General features: G+C 38.2%; 5 protein-coding genes. 4 read left to right on the top strand and 1 reads right to left on the bottom strand.

Annotated features, from left to right (window positions below):
• Positions 1–58: 58 nt before the first annotated feature.
• Entirely contained in the window at positions 59–3,337 is a 3,279-nt protein-coding gene (locus CKF54_RS01195) for a DNA polymerase (RefSeq protein WP_119524466.1), read from the bottom strand.
• A gap of 198 nt (positions 3,338–3,535) precedes the next feature.
• Here CKF54_RS01195 and CKF54_RS01190 point away from each other — a divergent pair, with 198 nt between their 5' ends.
• From CKF54_RS01190 to CKF54_RS01175, 4 genes are read left to right on the top strand one after another with little or no spacing between them, the layout of a single operon-like run.
• On the top strand, positions 3,536–5,950 hold the full coding sequence (locus CKF54_RS01190; protein WP_147396800.1) for a hypothetical protein: 2,415 nt from the start codon (positions 3,536–3,538) through the stop codon (positions 5,948–5,950).
• A 4-nt stretch (positions 5,951–5,954) separates the two neighbouring features.
• Positions 5,955–9,824, top strand: coding sequence for a glycosyltransferase family 25 protein (locus CKF54_RS01185; protein ID WP_119524464.1), 3,870 nt, complete (start codon positions 5,955–5,957; stop codon positions 9,822–9,824).
• Positions 9,825–9,835: 11 nt separating this feature from the next.
• Positions 9,836–13,882: a glycosyltransferase family 25 protein gene (locus tag CKF54_RS01180; RefSeq protein ID WP_119524463.1), complete on the top strand. Its 4,047-nt coding sequence runs from the start codon at positions 9,836–9,838 to the stop codon at positions 13,880–13,882.
• Between the two features lie 10 nt (positions 13,883–13,892).
• Positions 13,893–17,990: a glycosyltransferase family 25 protein gene (locus CKF54_RS01175; RefSeq protein WP_119524462.1), complete on the top strand. Its 4,098-nt coding sequence runs from the start codon at positions 13,893–13,895 to the stop codon at positions 17,988–17,990.
• Positions 17,991–18,058: the final 68 nt, after the last annotated feature.

Raw genomic sequence — 18,058 nt, 5'->3', positions numbered from 1 at the left:
TGGGATCTTTTTGGTTTGTGCTTTTTGCCTTTTGGCTTTTTTGATTTTGTTACTGTAATTACTTAGTCCAATGATCTGCAATAGAAGCTTCAACTTTTAAAATAACTTGAGGTAGTTGTACTGAAGTTTCCATTACCTCTTTGATTTTAGCGACATAAGTATCTACGAGGTGTTCTGGAATTGAGAACACTAACTCATCGTGTACTTGCAGATGTGGAATTACTTCTGGCATTGAACTAGTTAGTTCTTTTTGGATAGCGATCATTGCTGTTTTAATAACTTCAGCTGCCGAACTTTGGATAGGATAGTTAGTAGCGTTACGTTTTTCACTATCAACTACCGCACGAATTGGTGAGTTGAAATTATTTAACGGAATGATTCTTCCTTTAACCGTTTGCACAAAACCACGAGCTTTTGCTTGTTCAATAGTTTGATCAATAAAGTCTTTGATTTTTGGATAAGTAGCAAAGTACTCTTTGATATAGCTACTTGCTTCTTGACGGCTAATGCCAAGCTCAGTTGCTAAACTGAATGAAGTTTTACCATAGTTAAGACCGAAGTTAATTGCTTTGGCAATTTGACGTTGGCTCTTTTGTACTTGATCTACTGGAACATCAAAGAGTTTACTTGCAGTACGAGCGTGGATATCTTCACCATGGTTAAAGCCTTCGATCATGTGTTCATCTTGTGATAAAGATGCTGATACACGTAATTCGATTTGGCTATAGTCCAGACTTACCATTTTGTAACCAGCTGGAGCGATAAAGCTTGCACGAATACGCTTAGCAATATCTGCTACTGCAGGTACGTTTTGTAAGTTAGGCTCTTGTGAAGATAAACGTCCGGTAACTGTTGAAGTTTGTAAGAAAGTAGTATGTACTTTACTATCTGCACTTGCTCTCGCAATCTCTAACAGTGGCACTACGTGCGATCCTAAAATCGTCGTTAATGAACGGTAGTTGAGAATGTGCTCAATTACTGGGTGCTTCAGCTGCATTAACACTTCAGCAGCGGTTGAGCCTTTACCTGATGGATCTTCAAGTAATAACTCACCATAAAGAATTTCTGCTGTTTGTTTTGGACTATTTGGATTAAATACCGCTCCAGAAGTTTGGAAGATCTGCTCTTGAGCTTGTTCGATTTGCTCCTCAAGATCAACTTTAATCTCTTCTAAAATTTGGCTATTTACGAGAATACCATTTACTTCCATCGCATAGAGGTACTTCCATAGAGGTTGCTCCATCTCTTTATAAAGAGTACTTGCTTGCGTGTCTTTGGTGAGGCGAGCAAATAGTGGCATAAAGAGAGTTTCTTGACGTGTACTCGAGTAAACCGCTTCAAGATCAAGTTTAGTTTTTAAATACTTGATCGGAGCAATATAAAGATTACAGAAGTGATCTGCTAGGCTGATTAGGGTGCTATTTTTAATTGCAGAGTTACGGGTGTAACCAACTACACGTAAATCATGTACATTACTACCAACTTGGTTAACTTCATCTAAAGTTAGGTTAAACTCATGCGCAAGATCTTTTAAATCTGAAGTAAAGATTGGCATTTCTTTATTGCTTAACAACGGTCTTAAAATCTCATTAGCAAAAGCTTTAGTAAAAGCAGTATAAGCTGGAGTAATAAACTCGTCGTGTTTTACTTTCGTTAAAAAGATTTCAGCTTGAGCAAAAGGTAAACTAAAGAGTTTACGTTCAGTGTACTCAGGTTTACCATTGTCAGAAGTAACTTCTTGTGGTTCGCCACTTTCAACTAGTAAGTGAAGTACTACTGGAGTATTGTGCAGAGGATTTTTCTCAAGTAGTAAACTTACTTGTTTAGCTTCTTCTAAGGCTTGCTTAGCAGGGCTAGTTGCAAGGTAATTAGTGAACTGCTCTAAGTAGATTTCTTCAGTTGAGAAATCTTGCGGTGGTAAATCAAGTTTGTGAGTTTCAAGAAGAGCGTACTCTTTAACTAGATCTTGGTATTGACTAAATCTACCAGGGAAAGCTTGCGTAGTTGCTAGTAAAGCGATATCTTCTTCAGTAACTACAACTGTAGCTTTATTTTTACTTTCGCTGTCTTTTTTCGCTTTGCTTGCTTTGCTGGTTGACTTACTCGTTGTTTCTTTACTAGAAGTGCTTGCACTGTCATTGTCTTGATCATCGCTAGCAATTTCTTTACTTGCGTTTTCAAGTGCTTCTTTGGCTGCTTGGGCAGCTAGAGCTACTTGCTCTGCTTTAGCAGCTTTTCTTGCTTTGGCTTTGGCAGCGCCCGAGCCTAGAGGACTACCGTCAGGAAGTAAGCCTGTAGCTTCAATTTCTTTAGCTTGCTCACGAGTAAGATTTTTTACATCAAATTTAGAGATGCGTAGAGTAGATTTATTTTCTTTTAGCTCATGTTCTTGTTTATAAGCCTCAACTAACTCATCATGTTCGGGGGTATAAATTAAACCGTTTAAGGTTTGTTTCATGAAAGAGTTACGTAAGGAGAATAGTTCTATTTCTTCAAACAGATCAAGAACTTTATTTACGTTCGCTGGAGCAAGAGTAAGGTGTTCCAACTCCATGTTTTTCACTGGAGCTTGCGTGTTGATGGTTGCTAAGGTGTAGGATAAGAAAGCGTTTTCACGATTAGCAATTAACTTCTTAGCTAAGGTTGCTGGTTTAAAAGAGCCGATTGGACCATCGAATTTCTTTTCGTCGATTGCACGATAAATATCAGCAATACCACCAAAGGTGTTAATTAATGCTACTGACGATTTTTCACCAACCCCTGCAACTCCTGGAATATTATCAACACTATCTCCACACAGAGCTAAATAGTCAATGGTGTACTCAATTGGTACGCCGAACTTTAAATGACCGTTTTTAAAATCATATAGAGATTCGTTTTTACTGTCAGCTAGAGAGATGTTTTTGTCGATAAGTTGAACGAAGTCTTTATCTTTAGATTCAATTAGGACTTCAACCCCTTGTTGGCTGTGATACTTAGCTAGCGTACCGATTACATCATCGGCTTCATAACCAGGTAGAGTGTATACTGGGAACCCAAGAGCTTTAAATACTTCTGGTGCTTTGTCTAATTGCCAGAGTAGAAGTTCGTCTGGTCGTGAACGATTCTGTTTGTACTCTTTGTAAATCTCATTACGGAATGAACCACCTTTAACATCAAAAACTATAACAACATTGGTTGGATAAGCACGTAACATGTATGAAAGTGCACTTTTTACAGATCCAGCTAATGCCGAAGTATCATAGTATTTAGAGTTCAAAAAGTAGTTAGCTGTTGCGTGGTAAGAACGGAAGAGCAACGCAGTGCCATCAATGATGTAGAGAAACTTGTTATTCATATTTTAATTTGTGGAATTAAGCGCGGAGAGATTAGGTTAACTTAAGATTAAATTGTAACATATAAATGAAGATAAACTAAGTTAAACTTTGCGTAGATTTGCCTGTCTAATACGAAAAGAAAACAGTTAAAAACACAAAAATAAGATAAAATATTAGCAGATTTTACTTCAATCTTAAACGTTTAATACTATTAATTTATGCATAAATTTTTGCACACCCCAATGAGTTTAGCTTTACCAAAATTCCTCCTAGGTAAAGCCTCTAATTTTAGTTTACAGCCTTATAGTGAGGTATTTACTCACTTTGCGGGGGTAGAACTAGAATTACTTGCAAAAGATTGGTACTTTTTTGAACTTCTCGTAAACTTTGGTTTTGTCAAAGAATTAGCACCAAATGTTGCAAGAGTTGCTCCAAGTATTAGTGCGCTAAGTAAGCCAAGTAAAACTCAATTAACACCAGAGCAAATTCAGATTATTGACTACTGGGATTGTCAAGCTTTAACTTTGATACAAAGTAAAGCTAGTGACAAGCTCGCAGTCAAAGTAGACGCACTTAATCGTACACAAATAGCTGGTTTTAATGACAAGGTTAGTTTAAAGGCTGAACAACTACCGGACGAACTTAGTGATCTGGTTAAACAACGCGCGTTTCTTTTCTTAGCAACAGCTTATCCATCCAAGAAAAAACTTACACTTGCTCAACTAGAGCAAGCTCTTAGCATGCGCTTATTACAGCGTCAGCTATATCAACAACAAGCTAGTTTAGCTCTAGCTACAGAAACATCACAAACAGCAGAAGAAGGACAAACAGCGCAAACAGAGCAAGCAACAGAAACAGCGCAAACTACGCAAGGAGAGAAAGCGATTGTTGCTCATGCAGAGCAAGACCTCCCTGATAACAATAACTGGGTGCTCGTAGTAAGTGATCAAGCTAAGCTGTCGCCAGACTGGTTAGTGCGTCTTGAAAGTATTTTAAAATTGCTTGAATTACGTAGTTTTGCGTTAAATAACGCCAAACTGGCGAATGCTTGGCAAGATTTACTAGCAGTTTATGAGCAATATCAAACAGCAACGCATACTACAGAGCTATTAAGCCAACTGTGGACAAAACAATATTTTTATCAACAACAATATCGTTTTGCCTTAAAACCTCTAGTTGAAGAGTTAGCTAAACTTGAACAATATGCGAGTTCAGAGGATAAATTCTTATATGCCCTTGCTGACCGTTTAGTACGTACGCAGTATATTGCCCTCGATAATAACTTTACCCACAACAATAGTTACATCGCTAGTCAAAACTTGCAGTTAGACTTACCTAGCTTTAATCAAGCAAGTAATCAGCAAGAATTAAACTTTTTACATGGTTTAACTGACGCTTGCGCAGGTATGGCGTTAATTAATCTTAGCGCTTTAGCTAACTATAAAATTAGTGGCGCAGATCTAGAGCAAGCTTATGGTTGTTATGCAACAAGTGAAGTTAAGTTACCTAAACTAACGCAGTATCAAATTACTTATCCGCAAGCAACGCCAAGTTTAGAAGCCTTTACTCCTTGGCAAATGACTTTAAGTGAAAGTGTGGTTGTTGCCCAAGCTAGCCCTGCTTTAGCGCAAGTTATTACGGCAGAGCATGATCTTGTTTTCCGTAGAGAGTTAGCGCAAACTTACCAAAATCGCCCTGGGTTTAACTATTCAGGTAGTTATGTAGGTAAAGGTTATGATCACCTTGCTACTTTCAAGCAGTTTGTAGTTGGTTGCTACCCTGCAAGTAAAAGTAGTTTAAATGCGCTGAATCAACTAGCTCCGGCTGATGTAAACAGTTTCCTAGTTGGCAACCGAGAGGACGCTCAACTTGTATGGCTGGGTGAGAAGTCTCAAGCAGAAGTCTCACAAACAGAAGGCTCACAAACAGAGCAGTCTAAAGTAGTAAATGTTGAACAATCACAAGCGCAAGCACAAGTAGTCGCTAATGCACAGGCTTCAAGAGTAATTCGCTTGCCTAACTTAGGTGATTTCTACCGCCAAACGCATACGCTCAACTTTGTCCCTCTAAACTTACCGGCAAGTTTATTAGCTGATCCTGAAGTAGCAAGAGGAGACTTCTTTGCGCCTGCGGGCTTTAAACAAGTTTGTCAGCAGTTAAGCCAAGAAGGTGATCTGCTAGAAGATGATTATATTTTTATCGCCCAAGTAGGTACGCGTTTTGTAGCCAACTGGTACAACTTACTAAATCAACAGCTAACTAAAGTCTTTTTAGAGCAAGATCAAGCTCCTGGGATAATTAAGTTAGGCAGTGCGTATCTAGTACGCCAAAAAGATTTAGTGCAGTTAGATTTAGCCCAAGCTTATGAGCTTGAAACTGCTATTACTTTACCGTTAGAACTAGCAGAGCCTATAAAAGAGGCAACGCCTCTTAATTTAGCTACTGCTAATTTAGCTACTGATAATTTAACAACAGACAATTGGGTGCAAACCAAGAGTGTTGAGCTAACTGCCCCGCAGTTTGCGCAACTTGAACAAGACCTACACCTAACAAAACTACAAGAGTTTGTAAGTAAAGAACAAGATAACTCTTATCAGTTTAATTTTACCCAACTTATAGAGAAGCTTAGTTAAACCTATGTCAAAGTTACCCTTATTTGATTCGATTCCAAAATTTGCTTTGGTAATGCCTACTGGAAGCAAAACGCAAGAATCGTTTTTCGCTCAACCATTTAGCCAGCTTTTTACTAAAGTCTCTGGTTTTGACATGACAAACTACTTGCTTGAGCATGGCTTAATCAGTGAGGAAGTAGCCAAAGAATATCCGGTTGAAACTACTTTTGATTTAATTGACAACTTTTTATACTCACCAGAGTGTATGCACGTACCATTTATGGAGGCGTTAGCGCCTTATTTTGACATACGTGCAGTTAAGGATAAATACGATAGACAAGTACCACGCCGTTTTCTTGGCATGTCAGATATCAATGCAACGGTAAGTTTAATTAACTTACTAGCACATATTGCTTTAGACGAGAAAATTGCTGATGACCAATGGATACTAATCTGTCAAGATCATGTAATTTTAAATCCGGAATGGCCACAAAGGATTGAAGCACTTTTAACCAATCTTTTACCTTACAACCGTAACCTTGCTTCGCAGGTCTCTCCTGAGCAGGTTAAGCGCCAAAGAAGTAAAATGAGCGAGAAAGAGATTGAATACATCTCTAAATTAAAATTTATTTCCCTCTCTGCACAAGGAAATAAAACTTTTGCTCCTCTAACTAAAGAACAACAAGAAGAGTTAAAAGTTTACCCTCATCATACTTTAGAGCAGTCGGTAAGTAAGTACACTGACGGCATAGTTTCTCCTTTTGGGGAACAAGAGTTAGGGATTAGTAACGTTATTAACTACCACCGTAATGGCTTTTTCCTCATTAACAAATTTGCAGTTTTAGCAACTGTAAAAAAATGGGCAAAAAAACGTATTCTTGAGATGAATTACGGTAAGGTGCGTAATCTGGAAATAGGTGAGTTCACGCTTAAAGCGATGTACGACAAACGCCTAGATATTCCAGAAGTGTTTGACCTTGAACTCAAAGATGAGTTTATGCAACGCGATAAGTACAGCGCTTTAGAGCTTGAAGGTGCGGATGCAGCTGGGAAAGACTATACTAAGTTAATTCCTTTAAATAAATCTCTAGATTTCTTTTCCGATTCTTTATGGTTTATCTTTAACTTTACCCATAACTCTATGGGCTATGCTAATCCTTTCCTAGGAATTAATAGTTTTCTTCAGACTAAACACGACCTCAATGACGCAGACTATGCTCACCTTGCAGCCGAGCAAAGTAGTGCTGTAGTGTATAACTCTCGCTTAAATCGCTTTGCTGCTCAAGGTTATGATTTACTGCAACCTCTACCTAAATATGTAATTCAAGGGAAAAGTCACTTAAATAATTTCCCAGGCTTTTTTGCTCAAGCAAATACTTATGACTTTAAACCAGTTTATAGTCCAAAACTAGAAGAGTGGTCTTTAACTCAAGTTGAAAAAGCTTACTTTAAGAAGATAAAACTTACGGGAACTTCAGTAAAGAACTCGCCAAGTTTAACTTCAGTTGAGGCAAGTTTAACGCAACGTCGTTTAATTAGCTCATTAATTGCAGATAAAACTATTGATGATGAGCAGTGGATTGTTCTCGCTAAGGACGCAAGTTTATTACGTCCGGATTGGTATGCGAAGTTAAACCACTATTTACGTTGGGTAAACATTCGCCATCCTTTTGCCAAGATCATCGTTGCCGGTTATGAAGATAAACAAGCAGGCTTTAACTTTATTACTGATCAAGATAAAGATAAACGCTTTAAACTGCTTAATAACGCAGGGATTTATACTGCTAATGAAGATTGGATTAGTAGTCTAGGTAACCAATTCGAAGGAATTATTGCTACTTCGTATCACTACCATAACTTCCCGCTAATCTTAGTGAAGAAAAAAATCTTTACAGAGCGTAAAACCGCAGAGTTCTTTAAACAAGCTGATGGTTTCTTCCATGATCGTTTTGCTGACTTAATTGCTTTTGAAGCTACTAATGTCCTCTTTATTAATCCAGGTTTAGCAGTTTTGCGTGATACTGAAAAAGCAGTTAGCGAACAAGTGAAAGTAGCAGACCCTAAAGAGTTAGAAGCTTTAATTGACACGAGTGATTTAACTGCACACCATGCGAACTTACCATGGCAAAGCCAAGAGTTATATCGTCAAGCAGTAACGGCAGCAGACGCTACTATTCAGAGCGAAGTTTATGAAAGCGATAATTTGCCAATCGACCCTCTAGAGAATGTTAATACTATTGGTGAGATTGGAGACTATAGCTTAGAGCCAGTTAGCTCTCCGCTGTTCTTTGGTAAAGAAAAACCATTGTTTGCTCCTTTAAGTAAAGAACAAAGTGAGCACGATAAACTAGAAGAACAAGGTAACCAAGGAGAGCAAGAAGACCAAAGCAAACTGTTCAGTTCTAGATTTGGTGTTCTTGGGCAAGAAGATCTAGTTGCCAAAGTTAAAAAATACGTAATTAACTTACCTAGCTCTGTAGATCGTTTAGAAGCTTTCAAAAAACTCAATAATGTTGAAGACTTTATTGTTCAGGAAGCGGTATTAGGTAAAGAGTTAAGTGAAGCTGATATAGCAGAGCAATTTGACGTTGAACTCTTTAACAAACGCTATCGTCGTACCTTACATGCTGGTGAATATGGTTGTGCTTTAAGTCATACGCAAATTCTGCGTAAAGCTTTATATGATCAAGAAATTGGTTTAGATGATTGGGTACTAATTGCTGAAGACGATACTCGCTTTAATCCAGATTGGTATCGTTTACTCAATCAAGTATTACATTATGTGGAAAGTAATCTCAATCAACGTGTTGAAATTATTAATGGCGCGCAAAACCAAATTCCACACTTTGATTATGTAAACCCACGTAAGTTTGTCCGTTTCCATAGTATCCACTCTGAACTAAACAACTATCATCAGGTTGCTCCAGAGTTAGGTCTAGCATTAATCAACCGTGATTTCCCTGCAGGGGCTGGTTTTTACTTAGTGCGTAAGAGCTTACTAGTACGTAATCGTGCGCGTATTTGTGGCAAGATTGACTGGGTAGCTGATGATTTAGCGCAAATCTATACTTTTAGACCGGAGATCTTTGCTTACACTAACCCACAGTTAGGTTTTGATGATCGTGATCTTGAATCATTACTTGATGCTGAGCGTGTACAAAGTATTAACAATGAAAAAATCAAGTTAAGAAGTATTCCACTTGATAATCCATCTCCATATGTACAACCTGGGCGTCTACACGTAATCCAAAAAACTCTAAGCCTTGAGGAGATTAATAAAAAATTCCCAGGCTTCCAAGTGGTGAAAAAAGTAGACTATGCAAGTTTACCTCGTAGTGAACAAGAGCAATTATTTGACTTTGATAAGTTTAAAGAACGCTATGATCGTGAGATTACTGCAGACGAGTTAAACTTAACGCTGGCGCATCACCAAGCTTGGTGTAACATTCGTGATCTGCCTATGTCTGACTTTACTTTCCACTTTGTAGTCGAAGATGATCAGACCTTAGCGCCAAACTTTTTACATCAAGTAAACTGTATTTGTGATTACGTTGATACGCGTTTAGATCTAGATACCTTGTTAATTGTTACCCACAATGATCGTCAACCGCAAGACTTTAACAAGCTAGATCCTGCAGAGTATGGGCAACATGCAATTCTTGCGCAACCTGAGCATATCTACCATATTAATAGCCAACAAGATATTTGTTTAGCTGGTAGTAAAAATCCAAATGGCTCGGGTTCGTACGTAATGCTGAAGTTTGTGCCATCAAACATGCACAACTTCTTAGCCAATGGTAAGCGCTACTTCCTAGCGCATGACTTTGTGTTAGGCATGCCATTTACATTAAAATCTCTGGCATTTGCTCAACCTCAAATTTCCATTAAACCTTAATTTAAATTTTTATGTTTAAACTTTCTCGTAGTTATCTGTTAACTAACATTCATCAAGGTAACGCTCGTATTTTAAGTTTAAAACAACCTTATGCTCAGTTATTTACTGAGCATAAGGCTACTACTTATGAGCCTAGCCAACTAGAGCAACGTTTTGATCGTCAAGCTTATTGTCAAGAGTTTGGTGAACTCCCAACTGATGACCACGAGCTTAATCGTCTGTTAGCTCACTTAGATCTGCAACAGCTTATTGCCCAAGATCAAAGTTTAGCAGATGATGACTTTGTGCTTATTGTTGAAGAGGGGACTTTACTCGCAAGTAACTGGCAAGAGCAAGTTTCTGATATTCTTGAAGCCTCTTACTACAATACTACCTTAAATCAACGCTTAAAAGCGGTGAGTTTAGGGGACTATAACGAACATACTTTTAGAATATATCCAACTGAAGACTTAGAGAAACGTCGTGGTTTTGTCGCGCGTAGCGAAAACATTCTTAGTCTAGAAAATGCAACTTATACTCGTCAAAGACAACAACTAGTTCCGCAGTTTAAGCAAGCCTTAGCTGGTGGTGAGCTTGAGGGTATTAACAAAGCTGGACAAACTTTTTCTCCAGAGAACCTTGATCTTTTTTCGAGCTTAGTGAGCTTAAACCGTCCACTTGAGTTAGTTTGTGTTGGTAGTTTACCTTTACACCAACCTTGTGCTTATTTAATTAAAGTTGAAGCTCTGCGTGCGTATATTGCGCAACTTAGCTTAGCTTCAAGTGCTGCGGTTGCAGATAACTCCTCCCCTGCAACATGGCACAAGCCGTTAGCTTGGAACATGGCAATGTGGCATAAGCTGTTTGACTTTAACATCGGCTCAATTGTCTACACTAATCCAAGTATTGCCGTGCCTAACTATATTCATGGCAAGGCACAGTTAAACTTATTCTCCCACAGCTTAATTAGCTGGATGCAAACGCACCAAATTCAAGCATCGAGCGAAACCTTAGGGTATGACTATGTTGAGAAGATGCCAAAATATGTCTTCTATCAACGTGACCAAAGTTTTACCTTACAACAGTTTTACAATAACCAAAACGCAGTTGACTTTGCTCCAGTGGAGTTAGTCTCTGCAAGTAAAGAACGTTTTGCCTTAGGTTGGAGCCATATTCTTACCGATACTACGGGGAATAACTCGCTGAACTACTCTGGCAAAAACATGAGCCAGACTTTTGCCCTCTTCCGTATTTTCCAAGCATTATTGCTCGATGAGCAAATGCGAGACAGCGATTACTTTATTCTAACTAACAGTAATGTAAAACTTGCTGATAGTTGGTATAGTCGTTTAAATCAAAGTTTAGCGTTACTAGCAAATGCAACCCCAGAGAACAAAGTGGTTCTTGGTGATGTTGCTGGGGCAAATAGTTTTACCTATTTAGGACAAGGGCACTTTAGCCAAACAGGGCAACAGTACTTAAATGATTACAATGTGTTTGTCTTGCCAAATTCAGATCGTTTATATCTGCAAGGTGACTACTTTAATGAGTCATTACAATCATTAACGCAATTAACGGCACGCAATTACTCTTTTATCGTCTTAAGTAAAGCAGTAATTCGTAACTATGTACAGTTATTACGTCAGCGTTTAGCTAAGTTAACGTTAAAAGAACTTGCTTTTAACTGGGAAGTGCAAGTTGGGTTAGATACCTTTAACGAGGCAGAGTTTAATCAAGAGATTGAAAAGTATCGTGGCAACGACTACTACAACATTCTCTTTGAGGCGGATAAGTATGCTAAGGCAGAACAGGCTAATACTGATCATACTAGCCAAGGTAGTCAGTCTATGCAAGCAGACAAAGACTTACCTGCACAAGCAAAACAATTCCAAGAGAAAATCCTTGCTCTTCTTGCGTTAGATCAGCAAAACTCTCCTGCTTTACAGCATAAAGATAACAGCAAGCAAAGCCACAAGCAGAGCAATAAGCTAAACAAAAAGCACGCTAAGGACAAAAATAAAATCTTTGCTAAAAGCAAAGATCAAGGGGTTAACCTGGAAGTTAACCAAGATGACCAAGCAGCTCAGCAAGCTAAGCTTAAACGTCAAAGTGCTTGGTTAGAGGCTTTATTTGCCGTAATTGATAATCTAGCAAGCCAAGGTAAAAATAATCTCTTTACTTACCAAAAGCAATTATGTGATTTAATTGACCTAGATGGTTTAAATGACTGGCAGGTTCTGACGCTAGCGGCGCCATTATTTGAAGTAAATATTGCGCGTGTTACCATGTTCATGAATTTTACGACGCATAGTATTATGCAAACTAACCCGCCAATTGCCGTTACGCAAGAGATTAGTACGGAAGGTCGTATCTTTAATAATGAGCAATTTGGCATTGGGGATTACCAAACTTTACGTAGTAATCGTCAGCATGAGCGTGTCAAACAGTTCTACTTAAGTAATCCGCAAGCTTATCCAGATTATTTAGCTAAGGTACGTAAGTTTGTGATTAACTTACCGAGTTCAAGTGAACGTTTACAAGGCTTTTTAAGTCAAAACAATTGTCAAGACTTTGAAGTGCAAGAAGCGGTATATGGTAAAGAGTTAACCCCAGAGCAAGTACATGCGCGTTTTGACGTTAAACGTTTTTATCATTACTATGAACGTTTAATGACTCCTGGAGAAATCGGTTGTACTCTCTCACACTGGGAGATTTACCAAAAAGTTCTACAAGATGATACTATTGCCGATGATGATTGGGTACTAGTATGTGAAGACGATACTAAGTTCTTCCCTGACTGGTATGAACGTACTAATCAGATCTTACATTACCTTGAAAATGATGCACGTCGTCGTCCGCATTTTTTACAATGTAATAACAACTCTTTAAACGCTAATGAGCGTTTAAACGTTGATCAGATTCGTAATGTAACTTACTTTAGTACCACTCAAGAGAATATTGTTTCCCTGAATAATAAACAAAGTCTTCTCTTCCCACATGCGGTAGTATCTTATGGTTCTTCGCATTATCTCTTTAGAAAGTCAGCTTTACGTTCAAAACTATTTGCGAGCATTGAGCGCCCTTACTGGGTAGCAGATGACTTCCCGCGCTTTTTTGCTTTTGTCCCTGATAGTTATGCTTACGCTATCCCTATGCTAAGTTATCAAGATGTCGATAACTTTGAATCACTTATTGATGAAGAGCGTAAAACGACTATTGCGGAAAAACGTAAAAATCTGCTAGAAACTGAACTTTATATTCCACTTAACTTTACTAAAGACCGTTGTATAGTTATTCAACGTGAATTAAGTGAAGCTGAGATTAAAGAGAAGTTTAGTGAAAACCTACGTCACATTATTAAACGCGCGGAGTTTGACGCTTTAACTGACGAGCAGCTAAAAGAGCGTTATGATCTTGAATCTTTCCAAAATAACTACAAACGTTTACCAACGCGTGAGGAAATGATTCGCGCAATTATGCACCAAGAGGCGTATAAGTTTATTGACAACCTTGTAACGCAAGTGCATAACTATTACCTTGTAGTTGAAGATGATGTTACGCCAAGCTCTGCAAGTGCTAAAATATTTGTTGATCAAGTAGTAAACTATATTGCTACTCGTCTAGATACTCGTACCGAAGTAATTGAATTAAGTAATACTTACTGGTCACGAGCTTTAGCTGCGCATGATAATGATCCACGAGCTCTTGCAGGTCACCGTGACCTAGAGGCAGAACTCGAAGCTCAAGGACGCAAGCTTAGCGAGCTTGAATATGTTGATCTAACTAAGAATAAATTTGGTTATGCTTTCTCGGACTATCCAATTAAACATGAGAATTTTAAAGATTACTATGTAATTGGGAATGAAGAGCAAAACTACCATGTGAACCCTTATTTAGATATTCTCATTACATCAAATCATGCTAATACAGGGGCTAAGGCTTACTTAATCTTCTCTTATTTAATTAAGAGTCAAACTCTAGCGCATAAACCTATCGCTTGGTTACATGATGATTTCCCTAAATTTATCTTCTACCATAACCTTGCTTTAGCTTATGTAATGCCTCCTATTTACTTATAGGATAATTTGTATGAAAAAACCTTTAGCACGCGCTTACCTTATCACCGATTTACACGGTGATAAGGCAAACGCTTTAAGTGCTCAACAAACTGATAGCGACTACTTAATTAAGTTTGCCGCTGTAGATACTCTCAAGTTCTCTTCTAAGCAACGTGAACATTTAATTGATCTGGAAGCTTACAACAACTTCTATCATGTCAAAGTTGACTATGCCTTGGAAAAGCTCAACGCTGCTGTAAACCACCTTCGTCTTTGGCAAGCCATAGTACAAGACCAAGCAATTGCCGATGATGAGTGGGTAGTAGTGGTTGAAAGTGGAACTATCTTGGCGCATGACTGGGTACGTCGTGTGCAGCTCATGGCTGCGCAACTGCAAGACACTGGCGTGCAAGTCGTTAGTTTAACTAACAATCACATTCAAGATTTTGCTCCTCATGCTCCTGAAGAGTTAAGTGATTTACTCGTTTACTTCCGCGATCATGTGGTTTATGAGATTAACGACCCAGTTAAACAACTAGTAAGTTCGTATAATCTCCTTGTTAATCACGAGCAAGCGCAACAAAAAGTTTACGGTACCTATAATTTTAAAATGACAGGTTCAGGTGCTTACCTTATCCGTAAACAAGCTTTACGTAAAATTTGTCAAGAGAGCGTTGATGTTGAACAAGTATTAGCGCAGTTAATGGCAGGGCAAACACCAACTGTTCCAGCTGATAAACGCAAAGTATGTTGGAATGTGGAAAGTTGGCATGAGTACTTTGAGTACCTTGTAGGTAGTCATGCCTATGCTATTCCTATGCTTGGAGTAGAGGGCTATAACGCTGAACAAAAATTTGTTTATCGCCCTCACTTAAACGCAAAAACTATTGCGGAAAATATTTGTCGCTACTCGAGCACGCAAATTCGTGCTCAAGATGTAGCCCAAGTTAAAGAAGAGTTACAAACTCTGCAAAAACATCAGCAAGAGTTAAATCCTGAACAAGCTAACTTACTTAAAGAAACTACAGTACTAACTGGTGATACATTATTGCCATCTATGGGGTATGACTATCTCTCTAAAGTACGTAAGTATGTGATCGCTGAACCAGGTATGTTTGCGTGGCAAAACCTTGCGAGCTTAAATGAGTTCTTTAGTCAAGCAAAAACTGATGATTTTCGTATTCATTACTACCCACAAAATAATGATGCCGAGTACTTAAAGTTTTTACAATTCCATCGTTTGACGTTTAAACCTAATTCAGTACCACATCATTTACCGCTAGATGAGTATCGTCAAAATTATGTTTGGGGACAGTTAATTGCGCAAATTATTGCTGATCCAACCCTTGGCGAGCAAGACTGGGTAATGATTACTAAAGATAATCAACTCTTTACTCTTGACTGGTACAACAAGTTAAATCAATATCTTGAAGTAACTTTAAACACTTACCCAAATGCAAGTGTCATGCTTTTAGCTGATGGTCGTGGTGAAGACTTTAGTCATCTAAGCCAAGAGCAGCTAGAAAAAGCTGGTGTTTTACCTCAAGGTGATATTCTCTCTTGGGAAGGTAAACGTTTAGAGCCTTTACACTTGTTAAATAGTATTGAAGCTAAGGCGCAAGCTGATTACCAAATTAAGCATAACTTGTCTTTAAGTTATAACTTAAATATGCGCGTGGATAATGAGCTAGCTGACTTTAGTCAAGCACCAGAGGGGACAATTTACCTAGGTAGTAATGAGCAGCTAGGTGGCAGTTTAAATATTCCACCAGAGTTATATCCAGCTTTAGGTAAAGAGCGTGAGAGCTTAGAGCCGGAGTTAGCGCAATTAGTAAACCTATATTGGCAAATTACCGATATTGATGTTTGTCAACTAATCCCTACGCAAGTAGAAGTAGGTGGACAAATGGTTACGCGCTACTTACTGCCTGAAGAGAAAAAAGTGCGTCTAGGGCAAAATGGTTTAGAGCACTTTAAACGTCAAGCAACGCAAGCTGATCAAGAGGCAATTAAACAACATTATGCTAACTTTAGTGAAAGTAGCACTGATAAGCTAACGCCTCTTTATAATGACTTACGTCAAAGCTTTGCCCAAGTTTTTAACTGGGAAAGAAGAGAGAACAACCAAGCTCATCTGAATCGTGAAAACTTAGAGCTTTATGCCAAAGCTTTAACTGCGCAACATAGTTACCTCTTTGCCGGTAACAAGCTAAGTCAAACTAATCTTAACTTTAGTAAGCTTTGGCCAACTAGTCAAAGTATGGATCACGGCTATAAGTTAGCGCTTGATTGGCACGAGATTGAATCTTACGCTATTGTCTTACGTTACTTCTTACATCGTCGCTACAATACTTTAATGCTCAAAGTTGGCGCTTTACGTAAAAAAGCTAAGGAAACAGCATTTAATCCATACCGCTTTAATAGTAAAGACTTAACGAGTTTAGTTGAGTTTAACGTAGGTAGTATGATTTACGCTAATCCGGCGTTTAGTATTGTTAATCAGCGAGTAGAAGAGCGTCGTGCGGCAGCTAGTGAACAAGTATTTGATCCAGTACAACCTGGACAAGGTACAAGTCGTCTGCTGTTAAAAGAGAATGCGGAAGATCATGTAAGTAAGGTTCCTGCTTATCTCATTAACCTAGATAAAGATGTTGAGCGTTTACGCCACATTGAGCAACAAGTTGGCAAAGGCTTTTTCAAACGTATTCCTGCAGTTTACGCCAAAGAGTTTAGCGAAGAAAAACGTAAAGAACTATTTGATGTTGATCGCTACTTTGCCGAAACTCAAAAAATTGTGGCTCCAAGTGAAATTGGCTGTACTTTATCTCACTGTCAAATTTACCTTGAAGTAATTAATGATCCAAACATTGCGGACGATGATTGGGTATTTATTACTGAAGATGACTGTAAATATCCCGCTGATTGGCGTGAGCGTTTAAATACTCTACTCAACTATTTAAAAACTCCATATGCTGATGGCTTAAATTTAGTTCTGCTTAGCCAAGTTTATATAAAAACTTTAGAAGAACAAACTCACGAGGGAGTAATCAACACTACTAACTTATTTGTTGATCGTCAAATCCAAGTGAAGATTGCCGAGCATATGACGCTCCATCCAATCAATGGTTTTATCCCAGCAGGTTCTTGTTGTTACTTAGTACGTAAACGTGCTTTAAAAGACAAGGTTGAAATCTTTAAACGTCCTTTCTGGGTAGCAGATCACTTTACTTATATAGTTGATTTCTTACCTGGTTCTTACGCAATTGCTAATCCAATTCTGGCAATCCACAATACCGAAGATTTTGAATCAAATATCTCGGCAGAGCGTGTGATTTCAGAACGTAAAATGCGTAATAACCTGAAAAAAGTACCACTTGAATGGTCAGAGATCTTTAATTTTATTGGGAGAAATAAATACGTGCTACAACGTACTTTATCACTCGATGAAATTAAAGAAAAATTCCCAGACTATGAAGTTGTACCTAAGTTCGATTATCGTACTTTAAGTGCTGAAGAGTTCGCGCGTCGTTATAATCGTGAGGGCTTTATTGCCAACTATGGTAGAGAGCCAACTGATGATGACATTAACCGTGCTTTACAGCACCAAGAAGCTTATCGTCGTATTGTTGAGAAGTCACTTAACCTTTACTTCTTTAATTTAATTATTGAAGATGATGCGGTATTCTATCCTGGTGAAGATTTTAATAAGCTAATAAATCTCTATGTTAAATACGTAGATACGCGTTTAAATCTTTTACACCGTTTAGTTTGCTTAAGTAATAACCGCAATAAAACGCCATTTATTCCACTTAAGGAAGAAGATTATCGTGAAGCTTCAATTCATCTTAAAGACAAAGGTACTTTACGTGAAGATTATGAATTACTGGAAATCAATGCCAAAGCTCCAACTGGAGCTACCGCTTACTTAGTGCTAAATCTTAATCTCCTAAGTGATAAAGCGCATACTAAACCAGTTTCATGGATGTACGATGACTTCCCGAAATTCTTCCAATTTAATGTAAATAGCTTTAGTTATTCTAACCCTTGTTTAGTGGCAACGCCTAACCAAAATCTCGCAACGCTTGAGAAAGAAGAGGATGAGCAAGACGAGGGTAAAGTAGAAGAATAAAGTAATTTTGCCCGATAAAAATCGAAAAATAAAAAAGGAGCACCCGTTTTGGGTGCTCTTTTTTTATT

Origin of the sequence: Psittacicella hinzii, from assembly GCF_003585885.1 — a bacterium.
Taxonomy (GTDB): Bacteria; Pseudomonadota; Gammaproteobacteria; order Enterobacterales; family Psittacicellaceae; genus Psittacicella.
This window is presented reverse-complemented; position numbering and strand designations above follow the sequence as displayed.

Excerpts from the sequence above, each read along its gene's own strand:
- CKF54_RS01195 (WP_119524466.1), bottom strand. The coding sequence starts at position 3,337 with ATGAATAACAAGTTTCTCTACATCATTGATGGCACTGCGTTGCTCTTC.
- CKF54_RS01190 (WP_147396800.1), top strand. The coding sequence starts at position 3,536 with ATGCATAAATTTTTGCACACCCCAATGAGTTTAGCTTTACCAAAATTC.
- CKF54_RS01185 (WP_119524464.1), top strand. The coding sequence starts at position 5,955 with ATGTCAAAGTTACCCTTATTTGATTCGATTCCAAAATTTGCTTTGGTA.
- CKF54_RS01180 (WP_119524463.1), top strand. The coding sequence starts at position 9,836 with ATGTTTAAACTTTCTCGTAGTTATCTGTTAACTAACATTCATCAAGGT.
- CKF54_RS01175 (WP_119524462.1), top strand. The coding sequence starts at position 13,893 with ATGAAAAAACCTTTAGCACGCGCTTACCTTATCACCGATTTACACGGT.